The organism is Saccharomonospora sp. NPDC046836 (assembly GCF_040645195.1).
Taxonomy (GTDB): Bacteria; Actinomycetota; Actinomycetes; order Mycobacteriales; family Pseudonocardiaceae; genus Prauserella_A.
In genome coordinates this window covers 1-15,232 of sequence record NZ_JBEYXW010000051.1, presented here as the reverse complement: position 1 = coordinate 15,232, position 15,232 = coordinate 1, and the positions used below count along the sequence as shown (strand labels likewise).

Here is a 15,232-nt window from a genome sequence, read left to right as displayed (position 1 = left end):
CCTTTTCCGGAGTCAGCTTCATCTTACGGAGGAGAGACCCCATGCCCATCACGGACAACAGCCTCGACGGCCTGCGGGTACTGGTCACCGGCGGCAGCCGGGGCCTGGGCGCGGCGACCGTGCGCCGCTTCGTCGCCGCGGGCGCGACCGTGCTGACGGCCTCCCGCAGCCGGCCCGAGGAGGACAGCGGTGCCGTATTCCTCGCGGCGGACCTCTCCACGCAGCAGGGTGTGGCCGAACTCGGCCGCCGCGTCATCGAGCAGGTGGGCGGCGTGGACGTGCTCGTGAACAACGCGGGCGCGGCGAGCTCCCCGGCGCCGACCCTGAGCCGGTCGGACCAGTCCTGGCAGGCGGACCTGGAGACGAACCTCCTCAGCGCCGTGCGCCTGGACCGGGCCCTGGTGCCGGGAATGGTCGAGCGGGGCTCCGGCGTCGTCGTGCACGTCTCCTCGATCGCCAGCCAACTGCCTCAGCGCACCGAGGCGTCCTACGCCGCCGCCAAGGCCGCGCTCAACACCTACAGCCGCGAACTGGCCACCGAGGTCGGCGAGCACGGCGTGCGCGTGGTCTGCGTCCTTCCCGGGTTCGTCGTCACCGACGGCGCCACCGCCCACCTGAAGCACATGGCAGAGAAGCAAGGCATCACCACCGAAGAGGTCACCCGGCAGATCGTGGACCACCTGAACGTCCCCATGGGCCGCCCCGGCGACCCCGAGGACGTCGCCGAGATGATCGCCTTCCTCGCTTCCAGCCGCGCGAAATGGCTCACCGGAGCACAGTTCCGCGTCGACGGCGGCATCATCCCGACCGTCTGAGCAACCACCGACAGCGCGAGGACACCCCTATGCCCGTCACCCTGACCTCCGTGATCATCGACGCCGCCGACATCCAGAAGGAGAGCTCCTTCTGGCACCGGCTGCTCGGGGGCACCCTCACCCCCACCCCGACGCACCACTTCGTTCAGGCTCCCGGCCTCCCGGTGATCGTCGTTCAGTCCGCCCCCGGACACACCGCCCCGAACTGGCCGGACGGCACCTCCCAGCAGATGCACCTCGACTTCGGCGTCGACGACCTCGCAACCGCCGACTGCACGGCCACCGACGCCGGCGCCACCCGACTGCGGCCCACCGACGAGGTCACCCCGGAAACCCGGACCGGTAGCCGGGTCTACGCCAGCCCGGCCGGACACCCCTTCTGCCTGCGCTCAACCTGAGCCGGTCGCCGTCCACCGAGCCGCCTGTCGTCAAAGGCAGCAAGGGCGGCCGCCGCCCCCGCAGCCCCGGCCGCGCAGACCGACACCGTCCGCACGGCCGTCTCCGACCTCATGCCTGACCACACCGCCATCGGGCAGGACACCCTCCCTCCGGAGCTGCCGGTCACCCTCGACATGCCGGGCGAGGTCACTCAACCCGTTTCAGAGACCCGCCCGCGCCTGATTCGCTCCGGCTCGAATAACAGACGCACCGTGAAAGCGATGAGAGATTAAGTCCAGCGCGCACAACCGGTCGGGCTCGGCGATGTGATCCGCGGATACTGACGGCGCAGACCGAAAGGGAAAAGAAAAACCCGCGCCTTGCCCTCGCCGCCACCCACTCACAGCACACCACCTCCTGACCAGTTCAGGGGGAGATCGCCCCGTCACCGGCGCTCCGGGTGCACCCAAGGCCTCTTCCACGGGTGCTACCGCACGTCCAGCACACCTTTCGCCGGCGTCGGCTCCGGTCTCCGCACCAACCGCGATCCCTCGGCCCACGTCGGCTCGCGGACCCGGCCCAGCAGGACGGACAGTATCCGCCGGAAGACCGGCGCGAGAGCGGTCAGAGCAGCGCGCCCTGGGCATCCCGCACATCCCGTCCGGACGGCCCCCGGACGCCAGGCGGACCCCGGTCACGCCTCCGTCACGACGGTGGTCCCGGCGCGCACCGTGCAACAGATCGCGAAATGTCCATTCTCCAGGGCGCACAGAACTATGCCGTAACGTCACCAGTTTCACGGCTCGAACCGGAGGTAGGAGACCTCCTGGAAAGCAAAGAAGCCACGAGAGCGCAGCGGTTACGCCCTGACAGATGGACGAACTTCCAATCTATGCCATCTAGCCCTCGGCAGGGATTGAAGGAAGGCAGGACGAGACCGCCGAGCCCCCCACTACGCGCATTCCACTCTCTTATCGGTGATGGTAATTACTGCTCACTTCGGCCTACGTATCCGGGGAGTTACGATGCCCACGACTCTCGCTCAGAAGCTGTACATGCTCTGCTACACCGTCGAGAAGGAGAAGTTCCAACTCGACAACATTCAGGGGCGCGGCCAGCTGCTGCGGGCCGGAGCGATGACCGAGTTGGCCCGCGGGGACCTGCTGGACGCGACCGGGGGGAAGGTCCGGCGGCTCCCCGGCAGTCCGCCTGAGGATCCGTTCACGGCGTCGGTCTGGTACGACCTGCCCGAGGACAAGCCCAAGGGCTGGCTCAAGTTCCTGCACAACAAGGCGCACACAGCCGAAACCCCGGTCCGTGACCAGCTGCTCGCCTCCGGGGATGTCGCCATCGAACGGCAGAAGAAGCTGGGGGTCGTGTCCACCAACAGGGTCACCGTGGTGCACCCGGACCTGGTGCACGCCCTGCAGGACCGGGTGCGCGCGATCGTGCTCGACGGAGCTCCCGCCGATGACCTGACAGACGAGTTGGCGATGGCCGTCCTGGCGGTCGAGCTGGAGCTCACCTCGGTGTGGAGCAAGGAAGACCGCCGCATCCACAAGTCAGCCCTGAAGGCGCAAGCGGCGCGGTTCGACGCGTTCGTCCCCGGACTGCGCAAGGCGCTGCGCGACTCCTATCTCGCGAGCCGCGCCGTGGGAGGCGGCTGGAGCGCCTGAATCGCCCCACGACCGCGACGAGGAACATCCAAGAGACGCTACGACCGCAGCACGTGACCAGGAGTGATCGATGACCCAACGCGAAGGCGAGCACACCCCCTCCCCCACTCACGGCCGGGGCAACGCAAGCGCACCGCCCCCCGCCCCGGGTTCGCCCATGCTCGACTCCATGGGCGGCACCGCGGGCTTCGTCTACTCGACCGTCCCGGTCGCGGTGTTCGTGATCGCACTCGCCTTGCTGTCGACAAAGGCAGCCGTGATCGCGGCGGTAGCAACCGGTGCGGTACTCACCGGCTGCTGCGCGGGGAACGTCTTCTCGCCGCCTCCGGCAGCCTGACCGGCGTGCTGGTCGCTGCAGGAATCGTCGCGCTCACCGGCTCCGCCAAGGACTTCTTCCTGCTGGGCATCTGGGTGGCCTTCGCAGGATTCCTCGCCACCTTCGGTTCGGTCCTCCTTCGTCGCCCCTTGACCGGTGTGGCTTGGAACCTCCTGCACGGGGGCGCGTACGCCTGGCGAACGGACCGTCAGGTTCTGCGGGCACACGACATAGCCACGCTGGCAGCGGCCAGCGTCCTCGGCGCCCGGTTCGTGGTCAAGCAGTGGCTCTACCTGCACGACGCCACGGGCTGGCTCGCGTTCGCGAAGATCTCCATGGGCACCCCCCTCACCGTGGTCGCCGCACTGGCCGTCGCCTGGGCCTTCCGCGCGACGTCCAAACGTCTGGTGGACAGCCGGCCGGTCCCGCCCGTCACTCAGCAGGAGGCCGAACTCCCCCCTCGTCAGGATGCGTCCAGGTAGCGAGCAGTCACTTCACCTCAGCGAGTAAGGGGCCTCATGTCGATCAGCCGCACGCGTACCGAGACGGTGAGGGACCTCGGAGCCTTCGAGCGGACCATCGATCTCTACATGCACCGAAACCCTGTCCAGTTCTCCCTGGTCGCCGAGATCGACCGCAGGGTCGGTGAGCAGACGCTGGCGAGGGCGCTGCGGAAGGTGCAGGCACAGCACCCGCTGCTCCGCGTCTCGGTCGACCGCCGAGCCCCCCAGGCCCGGTACCGCTGGGCAGAGGGCCCGGTCAGCATCGAGACCGCCGCGGAGGGAACGCCCTGGCAGGCGGTCATCGCCCGTGAACAGACGCGCCCCATCACCCCGGAGCCCGGCCCGCTCATGCGGGCTGTACTGATTCCCGCGGAGACTGGCAGCTTCATCGTGCTGACCTTCGCCCACCAGATCACCGACGGCACCGGCGGCATACGAGTGGTGGCGGACCTCGTCGCCGCCCTCGACGGCGACGAGGAGAGCGACCGACCCACTCCGGGGCCGGATGTGCCGCCTTCCCAGGAGACCCTCCTGCAGGCTCTCGACGCGGCGACGCCTCCCGTAGGGCCTCCCCAGGACGAGCCGGTGAACGCGCCCGGGGAGCTGACCCGGTTCTCCGGACGGGCACCGCACGTATCCGCTCTGGCGCTGCAAGGCGCGCTGACCGCCCGGCTGGTGACCCGCTGCCGCGCGGAGGGCGTGTCCGTGCACGCCGCGCTGTGCGCTGCCGCCAGCACGGTCCTCCACCGCGCGGGCCGCACCCGGGTGAGGGTGCTGAGCCCGGTCGACCTGCGCCGAGCCGCAGGTCTGCCCGACGCCGTCGCCAACCGGTTCGCCGGAGCGCGGACAGTCAGCGAGGCGTCCCAGGCCGGGGAATTCTGGAAACTTGCCCGGCACCATCACCAGGCTCTGGAACGCCAGCGCGCACCGCAGGTACTCAAGGCCGGTTCGCAGGCGCTGGCCCGGCAGCCGCCCGCCACCCCCGAAGAGGCCGAGGCGATGATGACCGTGGTCACCGCCGCCGACATCCAGATCACCAATCTCGGGGTGGTCGAGGCGCCTGCACACGGCCGCGCCCGCCTCACCGCTCTGTGGGGACCGGCGCAGACCACCCAACTGACCGGTGAACACGTCCTGGGTGTCGCCACCTGCGGGGGACGCCTACGCATGACGGAGCTGACCCACGACCCCCTGGCCGTTCTGCTGCCCGACATGGCCACCGTCCTCGCCCAGCGGTGCACCGAACCCGACGCGCCCTCCTCCTGATGCGTTCAGGACACCGAGCACCGTCCCCGACACACCGTCCGCCGTCCGCCGTCCGGAACGCCCGGAACGCCCGGAACGCCCCCGTCGAAGGGGCAGAGCGCTACCCGAACCGACCCGGCCACCGCATCCACACCGCCCCCTCGACAGCCGCAGTGAGACCCAGGAGTGACCATGCAGTCCCCCACCGACGCCGATGCCCACAAAACTCCCGGTACCGCCTTCCTGGCTGAGCTGAAGTCCCACATCCCTGCAGGCCGTGTGCTCACCAGCGGACCGCGATACACACGAGCCGTTGCGCTGTTCAACGCAGCGGTCGATATCCGCCCTTCCGTCGTCGTACGGTGCGCGAGCACCGCTGACGTGCAGGCGGGAGTACGCGCTTCTCGCACTCATGGAGTGCCCCTCTCCGTGCGTGGCGGGGGCCACGACTTCTGGGGCCGGGCGTTCCGTCCCGGAGGACTGGTCCTCGATCTGACCGACATGAGAGAGGTGCAGGTCGACCTCGACCACCGGTACGCGACGGTGGGCGGCGGGGCTCTCTCCTCCGACGTCGTCTCGGCAGCCGAGCGGGCGGGCCTGACCGCCGTCACCGGAACGGCGGGCTCCGTCGGCATGGTCGGCCTCACGCTCGGCGGCGGCTACGGCCCTCTCCTGGGCCAATTCGGCCTGGCAGCCGACAACCTGCTCGGCGCCGAGGTCGTCCTGGCCGACGGTTCACGGGTCAACACCGACGCCGAGCATCACCCGGACCTCTTCTGGGCGTTGCGCGGCGGCGGCGGCAACTTCGGCGTCGTGACCTCGGCACGGATCCGTCTCCACCCGGTACCGACCGTGATCTCGGGAACCATCCTGTACCCGATCGACCACAGCGCCGGCATTCTGGCCGACCTCGGCGGGATCCTTCAGGACAGTCCCGACGAGCTGACGGTAGACGTGGGATTCCTTCCGGGCCCGGAAGGAGAACCGACGGTGTACGTCGCGCCGACCTGGTCAGGGAACCTCGATGTGGGCAACGCCGAGAACGGACCGGTACGCACCCTGGCGAAACTCGGTACACCCGTGCTCGCCGACATCGGACCGGTCGCCCGTTCCACGACGCTGGCAGCGACGGACGGCATGTTCCCGCCTGGACGCATGGGCGCGATCCGCACACGGACCGTCCAGAGTGTCACGGGCTCCATCGCGACCGTGCTGGACCGCGCCGCCCGGGAGTTCACCTCTCCGTTCTCCGCGATCGTGTGGCACCAGTTCCACGGTGCGGCCACCCGCCCTGCTCTCGGCTCCACAGCTTTCGGCCGACGCGAACCACACCTCATGGTCGAGCTGATCTCCATGTGGGAGAACGGCGAGAACAAGGAACACACAGGCAGTGGCGACGCCAGGTCCTCGCACCTGCGCTGGCTGGAAGAGACCCACACAGCCCTCGAACCGTTCTCCCTGCCGGGCGGCTACGCGAACTTCCTGGGGCCGGAAACTCCCGACCAGATAGCGAACTCCTACGGGCCGAACACCGAACGCCTGCTCGCCGTCAAGTCCGCAGTCGACCCGGACTCCGTCTTCACCGCCACACCGCTCCCCACATACACCGCCGACGCCGGATGCCCGCGCGTGTGAGGCGAAGGAGACCTCGCCGCTCTGCTCAGCGGCAGTGACTCCTCATCCCCGCCTCCTGTTGACCAACACCGGAGCCTGCCTGCGCGCCGCCCCTGGCGTCGGCGTCGGCGTCGGCGTCGAAGTCGTGGATCACATCCCGGACCCGGTCGGCGCTGGTAAACGTCACCTCGGCGATCTTCGCCACGTCCATGCCCTGTGCGGACAACAGCACCATCCGGGCCCGTCGCCAGGTCACCACCGAACCGGTGCCCCTGCGAATGACCGGCAGTAACCGCCTGCCCTCGTCATCGTCAACCTCCCGGACGCGCACACGTTCGGCCACCTGGTCACTCTGCCCGCCCCCTTACCCAACAAAGGGGCGAGCCGGGGCCGCTTGTGAGACAAGGGAGCCGCTCCTCCTGTATCGCGGTGCCTCGACGGATAAGGTCCTGCGGATGAACAGCACCGACCTGACGCCTCTGGAACGTCGCATCTGGCAGGCGTTCCCTCGCGGCGCAGTGATCGACGTCCGACGGGACGAGAGTGAGGACCCCGCGACAATCCAGGGGGCGGAACGAACGATACGGGCTGAGGTCATCCGGGCCCTCCTCCTGGGAGGTTCATCCGAGCCCGGCGAGGCGCCTGCTCTGCGCGTCGCCGGAGCGAGGATCACCGGCGTCCTCGACCTCCAGCACGCAGAGATACACCACCCGATCCGTCTCACCTCCTGTCACTTCCGCCACTCCTTGGAACTCGACGGGGCGCAGACCCGTCAACTCGACCTCAGCGGCTCCTCTCTTCCTGCGCTGGCGGCCAGGTCCCTCCGCATCGACGGGGCGCTCCGACTCACGAACTGCCGGATAGCGGGGAGCGTCCAGCTGAGCAACGCCGAGATCTCCAGCGGAATCTTCCTGGACCACGCGCATCTCGGAACTGGTGGCGGATGGGCGCTCCAACTCGATCACGCCACTGTCGGCGCCGATGTATGGGCACCCAACCTCGTGACAGTGGGTGGGATCCGCCTCAGCACCGCGCATGTCGAAGGGGCGGTCGATCTAGAAGACGCCCAAGTCAAGAACGCGAACGGCGATGCCGTCGACGCCGCGCGACTCACCGTCGGAACCGTCCTCAACGCAGGTGGCCTCACCGCCGAGGGCCGCGTCAGGCTCACCGGCGCCAAGGTCGCAGGCTGGATCTCTTTCATCGAAACACGCACCCTCAGCCGCTAACAACGCCCGCTCGTTCACGCTCAGGGCATCGCGGTCCGACGAGCACGCTCCGACATGACGGCCGAGGGCGACCAACAGGCTGGTGGCTGAGCAGCGACAGGCAGCTGTTACTCAGAGGCTTCTTCCGAATGCCGGATCAGCGCAGGAAGACTTCGGCCAGCTGCCCCTCCGCAGACACCCGGAGCTCCCACCCCCTCGGAAGGTGTCTTCCTGACGCGACATCACGCGCCCTCGTCCACCGGCTGTCCACCAGAGCAAGTGACTACGCGGCGACCGAAGGGCTGCACTGCACCGGAACAGCAGGTCAGAGCCTTGCCGGAGCTCACAGACGACAGCGAGAACAAACCTGAGACCTGCGCATCACATGCACAGACGGACGGCGCCCGGTCTGACAGGATTCCCAGGTCATCCCAAACAAGAAACCCCAGGTCAGAAGCCTGACCTGGGGTTCACCGTTGAGCCGCCTTCGGGATTCGAACCCGAGACCTACGCATTACGAGACCGGGAGCGATCGTGCTGCGTAGTGCCTCGTCGTACCACCCAGTGACGTTCGGCCTGATCAGAGCAGGTTCAGTAGGTTGACCCGTACCACCCCGTAATGCGCCGTCCAAAGGCGCCTGTCCACCGGCTGTCCACCGAAACGCGGCTCGGTGCGGCTGTCGGTAACCGTCTGCTTGCGCCGGCGGAACGGCCGGTACCGATCCCGAGCGCAGCCCAACGCTCTTGTCAGAGCCGCACAACCGCGCACCCGCTTGCAGACGATAAAGCCGACCGCGCTCATTCTTCGCGGCACCCCTGCTGACCTGCATGCTTCGGCGAATGCTCTGCTGGTGTAATGGGCTCCGTGGTCAGTGTGCATGATCGATTTGGCGAGGCTGCCACAGGTGCGGACCGCCGAGGCCAGGGCGTCGGTCACGAGATCCGCGCGCATGTGGTCGGCGATCGCCCAGCCGACGAGACGGCGTGATGCGAGATCGATGACGGTCGCCAGGTAACAGAACTTCCCGCCGTCGACGGGCAGGTAGGTGATGTCACCGACGTACTTCGTGTTCGGCCTGTCCGCGGTGAAGTCGCGGCCGATCAGGTCCGGCGCCCGGGCCGCAGCCGGATCAGGGACGGTGGTGCGGTGCCGGCGGCGCAACCGGACTCCTTCGATCCCGGACTCCCGCATGACCCTGGCGACCCGCTTGTGGTTGACCGCGACACCGTCCTCCTCGCGGAGCTCGGCGGTGATCCTCGGAGCTCCGTAGGTGCCGTCCGATTCCTGGTGCACCGCCCGTATCCGGGCTGCCAGGCGGGCATCGGCCACCTGCCGGGCGGCCCGGTCCGCAGCCGTCCGCCGCCAGTAGTAGAAGCTCGAGCGGGCGACGCCGAGGATCCTGCAGAGCCGCTTCACGTCGTGACGGCGCTGGAGGTCGGCGACACACTGGAAGCGGTTCACCAGCGCGTCTCCCCGGCGAAATACTTCGCCGCCTTCCGCAGGATCTCCCGTTCCTCCTCCAGCTCGCGGACCTTCTTCCGCAAGGCGGCGTTCTCCGCCTCCAGCGGCGCCGGCGACAGGGCCGGTTCCTGTGCCCGCCGTCCTCGGGGACGGCTCACCCCGGCTGCCCTCACCCAGTTCCGCAGGGTCTCCGGGTTGATCCCCAGATCGGCCGCGACTGACCTGATCGTCGCTTCCGGCCGCGACTCGTACAGCGCGACCGCGTCCGCCTTGAACTCCGGCGGGTAGTTCTTCATGACCACGAGATGTCCGTTCTCAGATCCTCAGGATCCAGTGTCTCGTGTGTCCAGGATCAGGGGGCAAGGCCCGATCCGAGGTAACCCAGGATGCTCTCCACCGGCATGGGCCGGTTGTCGAGGCACCAGGGCTTCTCCTGTGTGGGTCGGCAGGCGGTGACGCAGTGTTCAGGAGTGGTGGCGCGGGAGGATGGTTGGTGACGGGGGCGGGGCTGGGATGGGGTTGGTGGCGCTGCGGCGTTTGTTGAGGAGGACGAGGCCGGCGATGGTGATGAGTCCGCCGAGGATCGCACTGGGGTGCGGTTGCTCGCCGAGCCAGAGGTAGGAGACGGCGAGGGTGACCACGGGGACGAGGTAGAGCGCGGCGGTAGCGGCGGTGACGCTGAGCCGGGCGGCGGCGTAACCCCAGATGACGAACCCGGCGGCCGAGGGCAGGAGGCCGAGGAAGACGACCGCCGCGGTCGCACCAGCCGGGGCATCGAGCATGGCCCGGACGCTGCTGGGGGCAAGGGGGGCGAGAAGAGCGGTCCCGGCCCACATCGTGTAAGCGGCGACTTCGAGCCCGGTGTAACGGCGCAGCAGGGGTTTGATCAGGCACTCACCGCGCTCGGCGCGCTGTTCGGGGAACGGCTCTTCCTGACACGCGGCCTCATCGCGTTCTTCCTGTTCGCGTCCTTCGGAACACTGTGGAGCGGACTGTCGCTGCCGCTGACGGACACGCCATGGCAATTCAGCGAGAGCCAGATCGGCATGTTCGGCGTCGCCGGACTCGCCGGTGCGCTGGGCGCCGCACGCGCGGGACGCTGGGCGGACGCGGGGCGGGCAGTGCCGATGGCGGGCTTCGCGCTCGCCCTGCTCCTCGTCTCCTGGGCCGCGATCGCCCAACTGCCCTGGTCGCTGTGGCTGCTCATCGTCGGCGTCGTGCTGCTCGACTTCGTAGTCCAGGTCGTGCACGTGAGCAACCAGCACACGCTCACCAGCGCGCACACGGAGCGCACCAGCGGCGTCATCGGCGCCTACATGGTCTTCTACTCCCTCGGCTCCGCCCTCGGCGCGGCCACCACCACCTCCGCCTTCACCACCCACGGATGGGCCGGATCCAGCGTCCTGGGAGCCGGATTCGCGCTCTGCGCCCTGATCACCTGGGCGGTCGGAAAGGGCCGTTCCTCCAGCGGAACCAAGCCCGTGCCCGACGCCGGGGCCCGCAGCCGGGAGAAGGCGATGTAGGACGCAGAGACCACGCGGACCTGCCAGCCGGTCAGGCGAACGACACCGCGCGGCATGTCGAACAAGACCGCTTGAAGCGGTTCCTGACCGCACCCCATGAAACACGCCCTCGACCCGGACGCAGACTGAGGACCAGTAAGGGCGGCGGGGTCTCGTGCCCTGATCAACGACCGGATGACCCTCCGAATGTGTGCGCCATTCGCATGCCCAATGCGATTAATGCATACTTCGGTTAGGGTGTGCCCATGATGAGTACTGAGGAGACGTTGCGTCTCACTGTCGCCGCCCTCATGCAGCTCACGCGCGAGCGGCAGCCCGACGTGGCCGCCGCCATCGGCCTCACACAACCGCAGCTCAGCCGTCGTCAGTCCGGCAAGTCTGCTTGGACCCTGACCGACTGCGACCGGCTTGCAGCCCACTGGGGGATGTCCACTCTCGATCTCCTGGCCGGCCCCACCCACGCCGTTGGCTGTCTGCCCGCCGCCCGTCGCCCCACCACCGGCACCCAGACCGCCGTGCCTCTGGCGCCGTCGGCCCCCGCGCCACCGGCACCCTGCAGCGCGGCCCCCACCGCCACCCCCGCACCGGCCGAGACCGCCCCCGCCCCCGCCCCGGCCGCCCCTGCCTCCTCCGCCGCGCCTGCGCCCGCTCCCGCCCCAGCCGCCGCCACGACCAGCTCGGTGCCTCGTACCCCCCGCCGCGCCGCCCCGGCCGGGCCGCTGCCCGATCTCATCCGTGACCGTGTCGCCGCCGCCCTCACCGAGGCGGGCGGCGACACCGACGCCGCGCAGGCCGCCCTGATCAAGCGCGCCGTCCCCGACGTGATGGCGTTGTTCGCCGCCTCCCGCGTCGGCGGCCGGTACGAGCACAGCGAGTTCCCCCCCACCGCCGGCATCCTCCAGAAGCGCAGCCAGAAGGGAGCCGACGCGATCTGGGAGGGCCGGCCGAAGTGGCGCGCGGCCGACCTCCACCGCGCCGCACGCGCAGGCCACATCACCATGGACGTGACCGCCCTGGACATGAACGCGGCGTACCTCGCGGCACTCAAGACCTGGTTGCCGATCGGGAAGCTGACGCACTCCGAGGGCGACCACCACGACCCGAAGCGGTCCGGCGTGCACCTGGTCGACCCGGGGGAGTGGCTCACCCCGGACCTGCCCTCTCCGCTGGGGTCGCGACAGGAGCCAGGTCCCCTCTGGATCACCGAACCCACCCTTAGGGCCCTGATCCGGTGCGCCGAAATGGACCTCTGTACCCCGCCGAAGATCATGGAGTCATGGACTTCCGGAGCCTCCGAAGGACTTCTGGAGAAGATGCGTCGCGCCCTTGTCACGGTCAGGGATGAGGCTATCGCTAATAACGAAGAAGTGACCACGGAATACGTCAAGTCAATGTATTCTAAGTTCGTCTCCACCATCGGCGAGAGCGCGGCGAACCGGGAAATCCGGCGGCCGGACTGGATGCACATCATCCGCAGTCAGGCATTCGTGAACCTGTGGCTGAAAGCACACAAGGCGCATAAGGCCGGTCTCACCGTCGTGCAGATGAGTGGTACCGACGAACTGCACGTGTCCGGCAACTGGCAGGCAGTGTTTCCCGAAGGCCGCGGACTCAGCCAGGTAAAGGCCAAGAACATCTACACGCTGGGAGGGACTGAGTGAGCGGCGCAAGCGACCTGTGGACAGACTTCGGCAAGTACCACGCACAGGGCCAGAAAGGCGCACAGGCACTCGGGGAAGAGATCGAACGCATCGCCCGCGAGGGCGGCATCGCCTCACCCGTGACCACCTCGCGCGGCCTCCGCGCACGCCTGCGCTACCTCGACAGCCCAGCCGGCCACCGCGCCCTCGCCGAGCACGGCGTCTCCGACCGCCTGCGCCGTGCCTGGGCTGCGGGCCGTACCCCTAGCCGGGCCAAGCTGGCGGCGGTCGACGCGGCGTACTGGGAGCGGCGCCGGGCGAACCTGATCCGGTCGGGGGCACTCAAGCGGCTTCTCGACAACGAGGGCCGGGGCCGGCGTATCGAAATCCACCCGGTCGACCAGTCAGCGGTGCCGGAGAAGCGGAAGCGGGTCATCTCTCAGAGGACGGTCACCGCCCGCTACATCTGGGATGATGCGGTCGATGCATGGGCATCAGGAGATCTGGACACCCTTGATGAGATCTGGGATGACGTGATCTCAGACCTTGACTCCGAATATGCGGCTTACGCATACGTCGGTTCCATCGGCATCAGCGCATAGCGCGACGAAATGAGAGTGGCCCGGCATTTCTGCCGGGCCACTCTCATTTCGTGAAGGCAATGCACTTCAAAAGGGGAGACATTCGAGGAATGAACCAAACTGAACAGCAGAATTGCTCTCCTCGCGGGGCTGAGGGAAGACGTGGACCGCTGGTTCGCCTGTCTTTCTGCGCGGTGGTGGGGAGCCTGCTGACAGCTGCGTTTATGGGGTGGATGTGGGGAACCATAGCCCCCTACCCCGTCATCGTTCTGGCGGATATTCCGAAGGAGGCCGCAAATGTAACGCGCTTGCTGATCGAGAAGCAGATAGAGGGCTTCAAGCCCTAACCCTCAGACCTTGCGGTGTAGACCAATCTGGCGGGCCTCCGAGGCTGTTGTACTGACGAAGCGTCAGGCACCGCCTTCTTGTCACCGGGGTCCGGATGGATGCATACTGTAAGGAACCCACCGGACACCGGGGAGGGCCCGGGGTGGCCGGCCTAAAGCTCAGCGAGCACCAAGACCACCACACCACCCCTCAGAAACCCCCTACGACCAGGGATTTCACCAGAAACCGCACCGCCCCACCTCGTAGCCAGCCCAGGGATCCCTCGCCGACACGGGCCTGACCGACCTCGCCGTGCAGGGCGGCACCGTCGCCGCCGTCCTCGTCGCCTGCGCCGCAGCCACCACCGGGGGCACCGCCGCGACCGGCACCTATCTGCTGCTGTTGCTGGCCTCCGAGTGCTTCCGCCCGGTCCGCGACCTCTCCCGCGAGTGGCACGCCGGGCACCTGGGGCTGTCGGCCGTCGACGGCATCGCCGCGCTGCGCCACGCCGAGGGCGGCGTCCCCGACGAGGGCACCGCCGCCGCCGACTGGGCCACGCCCCCCGAAGTACGTTTCGAGAACGTCCACTTCACCCACCCGGGACGGATCCGACCCGCCCTCGCCGGCGTCGCCTTCACCGCTCCGGCCGGACGCGTCACCGCCCTGGTCGGCCCCTCCGGCGCCGGAAAGTCCACCCTGCTGAGCCTCCTGCTCCGCCAGCGCGACCCCGACTCCGGCCGGGTCACCGTCGGCGGCCTGGACACCGCCGCGTACCGGCTCGACGCGCTCCGCCGGGGTGTCGCCGTGGTCTCCCAGGACACCTACCTCTTCCGCGCCACCGTCGCCGACAACCTCCGCCTCGCCCGCCCCGCAGCCACCTCGGCCCAGCTCCACGAGGCCGCCCGCGCCGCCGGCATCCACGAGGAGCTGACCCGGCTCCCCGACGGGTACGACACGGTGATCGGCGAACGCGGCGCCACCCTCTCCGGCGGCCAGCGCCAGCGCCTCGCCCTGGCCCGCGCCCTGCTCGCCGACGCCCCGGTCCTCGTCCTCGACGAGGCCACCAGCGCCGTGGACGAACGCGCCGAGGCCCGCATCACCCGGGAACTCCTGGCAGCCGGACGGGGCCGCACCTGCCTGCTCGTCGCCCACCGCCTCGAAGCCGTCCGCCATGCAGACCACATCGTCGTCCTCGACCACGGCCGCGTCGACGCCGCCGGTACCCACTCCGAACTCCTCGCCGCCGACGGCCTGTACGCCCGCCTGGTGGCCGCAGGCCGGACCGTCACCCCGATGCAGCAGGAGGCCGCATGACCCCGCCGACCCCGCCGGAGCCACCGGCCGGCCCGCCCCCGCACAAGGCCCTGCGCTCGCTGCTGCCCGTGCTCGCCGCCCACCGCGCCATGACCGCCCGTACCTGTGCGGCCGCCCTCGTCGACCAGGCGGCCCTCGTCGTCCTGGTCACCCTCGCCGCCCACACCGTCGGGACCGCTGTGATCGACGGGCGGCCCCCCTCGGCGGCCACCATGGCGCTGCTCGTCGCTCTGGCCGCCGTGCGGGCGCTGGCCACCTGGCGCGAGATGGACCTCTCCCACGACCTCGCCTACCGGGTCCTGGCACTCCTGCGCGTCCGCGTCTTCGACGGGATAGCCCGCAGCGCCCCCGCCCGTGTCGCCGGCCGCCGCAGTGGCGACCTCGCCTCCACCGCGCTGGGCGACGTCGAGGCGTTGGAGTTCTTCTACGCCCATGCTCTCGCTCAACTCCTCGCCACCGGAACGGTGTTCACCGTCTCGGCGGCCCTGCTGGGCACCCGCGAACCCTGGCTGCTGGCCCTCGTCCTGCCCGCCGCCGCGCTCCTGCTCGCCCTGCCCGTTCTCGACGGACTGCCGGACGTTGTGCGCGGGCGCAGGCCAGTCGGAGTCGGGCCGCACGAGCAGCACCTCG

At 69.1% G+C, this 15,232-nt stretch carries 15 protein-coding genes and 2 pseudogenes; 14 read left to right on the top strand and 3 right to left on the bottom strand.

Annotated elements, in window-relative coordinates; translation table 11 throughout:
- Window positions 1-41 precede the first annotated feature (41 nt).
- The 7 genes from ABZ863_RS32495 (at window position 42) to ABZ863_RS32465 (ending at window position 6,568) form a co-directional block, all read left to right on the top strand.
- Entirely contained in the window at window positions 42-815 is a 774-nt protein-coding gene (locus tag ABZ863_RS32495) for an SDR family oxidoreductase (protein WP_023418067.1), read from the top strand.
- Between the two features lie 29 nt (window positions 816-844).
- Window positions 845-1,213, top strand: a complete 369-nt coding sequence (locus tag ABZ863_RS32490; RefSeq protein ID WP_023418068.1) for a VOC family protein — start codon at window positions 845-847, stop codon at window positions 1,211-1,213.
- 1,005 nt (window positions 1,214-2,218) lie between these two features.
- A complete protein-coding gene (locus tag ABZ863_RS32485; protein ID WP_128462666.1) occupies window positions 2,219-2,869 on the top strand; it encodes a GPP34 family phosphoprotein in 651 nt (216 codons plus the stop codon).
- Window positions 2,870-2,939: 70 nt separating this feature from the next.
- The gene (locus ABZ863_RS32480) at window positions 2,940-3,206 is read left to right on the top strand and encodes a DUF3159 domain-containing protein (RefSeq protein WP_240674824.1); all 267 of its coding nucleotides are present in this window, start codon (window positions 2,940-2,942) and stop codon (window positions 3,204-3,206) included.
- A gap of 5 nt (window positions 3,207-3,211) precedes the next feature.
- Window positions 3,212-3,667 carry a DUF3159 domain-containing protein gene (locus ABZ863_RS32475; protein ID WP_240674822.1) on the top strand — a complete coding sequence of 152 codons (456 nt, stop codon included), beginning with the start codon at window positions 3,212-3,214 and terminating at the stop codon, window positions 3,665-3,667.
- A 36-nt stretch (window positions 3,668-3,703) separates the two neighbouring features.
- Window positions 3,704-4,954, top strand: a complete 1,251-nt coding sequence (locus ABZ863_RS32470) for a peptide synthetase (RefSeq protein WP_128462665.1) — start codon at window positions 3,704-3,706, stop codon at window positions 4,952-4,954.
- 171 nt (window positions 4,955-5,125) lie between these two features.
- Entirely contained in the window at window positions 5,126-6,568 is a 1,443-nt protein-coding gene (locus ABZ863_RS32465) for an FAD-dependent oxidoreductase (protein ID WP_037969629.1), read from the top strand.
- Window positions 6,569-6,593: 25 nt separating this feature from the next.
- Here the strand turns inward: ABZ863_RS32465 and ABZ863_RS32460 are convergent, their stop codons facing one another.
- The gene (locus ABZ863_RS32460; protein ID WP_240674820.1) at window positions 6,594-6,890 is read right to left on the bottom strand and encodes a helix-turn-helix domain-containing protein; all 297 of its coding nucleotides are present in this window, start codon (window positions 6,888-6,890) and stop codon (window positions 6,594-6,596) included.
- Window positions 6,891-7,002: 112 nt separating this feature from the next.
- Here ABZ863_RS32460 and ABZ863_RS32455 point away from each other — a divergent pair, with 112 nt between their 5' ends.
- A complete protein-coding gene (locus ABZ863_RS32455) occupies window positions 7,003-7,776 on the top strand; it encodes a hypothetical protein (RefSeq protein ID WP_358280220.1) in 774 nt (257 codons plus the stop codon).
- 766 nt (window positions 7,777-8,542) lie between these two features.
- On the opposite strand, the pseudogene ABZ863_RS32450 reads toward ABZ863_RS32455, so the two are convergent.
- Together ABZ863_RS32450 and ABZ863_RS32445 are read right to left on the bottom strand one after the other, a co-directional pair.
- Window positions 8,543-9,519: pseudogene (locus ABZ863_RS32450) on the bottom strand (IS3 family transposase); the annotation flags it as partial.
- A gap of 162 nt (window positions 9,520-9,681) precedes the next feature.
- Window positions 9,682-10,242 carry a DMT family transporter gene (locus tag ABZ863_RS32445; RefSeq protein ID WP_358543377.1) on the bottom strand — a complete coding sequence of 187 codons (561 nt, stop codon included), beginning with the start codon at window positions 10,240-10,242 and terminating at the stop codon, window positions 9,682-9,684.
- On the opposite strand from ABZ863_RS32445, the gene ABZ863_RS32440 reads away from it, so the two are divergent.
- The 6 genes and pseudogenes from ABZ863_RS32440 to ABZ863_RS32415 all read left to right on the top strand — a co-directional run.
- Window positions 10,129-10,740, top strand: coding sequence for an MFS transporter (locus ABZ863_RS32440; RefSeq protein WP_358543374.1), 612 nt, complete (start codon window positions 10,129-10,131; stop codon window positions 10,738-10,740). The two genes, ABZ863_RS32445 and ABZ863_RS32440, sit on opposite strands and share 114 nt — an antisense overlap.
- Before the next feature lie 245 nt (window positions 10,741-10,985).
- Entirely contained in the window at window positions 10,986-12,401 is a 1,416-nt protein-coding gene (locus ABZ863_RS32435; protein WP_358543367.1) for a hypothetical protein, read from the top strand.
- A complete protein-coding gene (locus ABZ863_RS32430) occupies window positions 12,398-12,982 on the top strand; it encodes a hypothetical protein (protein ID WP_128464665.1) in 585 nt (194 codons plus the stop codon). The genes ABZ863_RS32435 and ABZ863_RS32430 overlap by 4 nt, the downstream gene beginning before the upstream one ends.
- Before the next feature lie 50 nt (window positions 12,983-13,032).
- A complete protein-coding gene (locus ABZ863_RS32425) occupies window positions 13,033-13,308 on the top strand; it encodes a hypothetical protein (RefSeq protein WP_358543364.1) in 276 nt (91 codons plus the stop codon).
- 292 nt (window positions 13,309-13,600) lie between these two features.
- Window positions 13,601-14,602, top strand: coding sequence for an ATP-binding cassette domain-containing protein (locus ABZ863_RS32420; RefSeq protein ID WP_358543361.1), 1,002 nt, complete (start codon window positions 13,601-13,603; stop codon window positions 14,600-14,602).
- Window positions 14,599-15,232, top strand: a pseudogene (locus ABZ863_RS32415) (hypothetical protein); the annotation flags it as partial. The gene ABZ863_RS32420 and the pseudogene ABZ863_RS32415, both read left to right, overlap by 4 nt.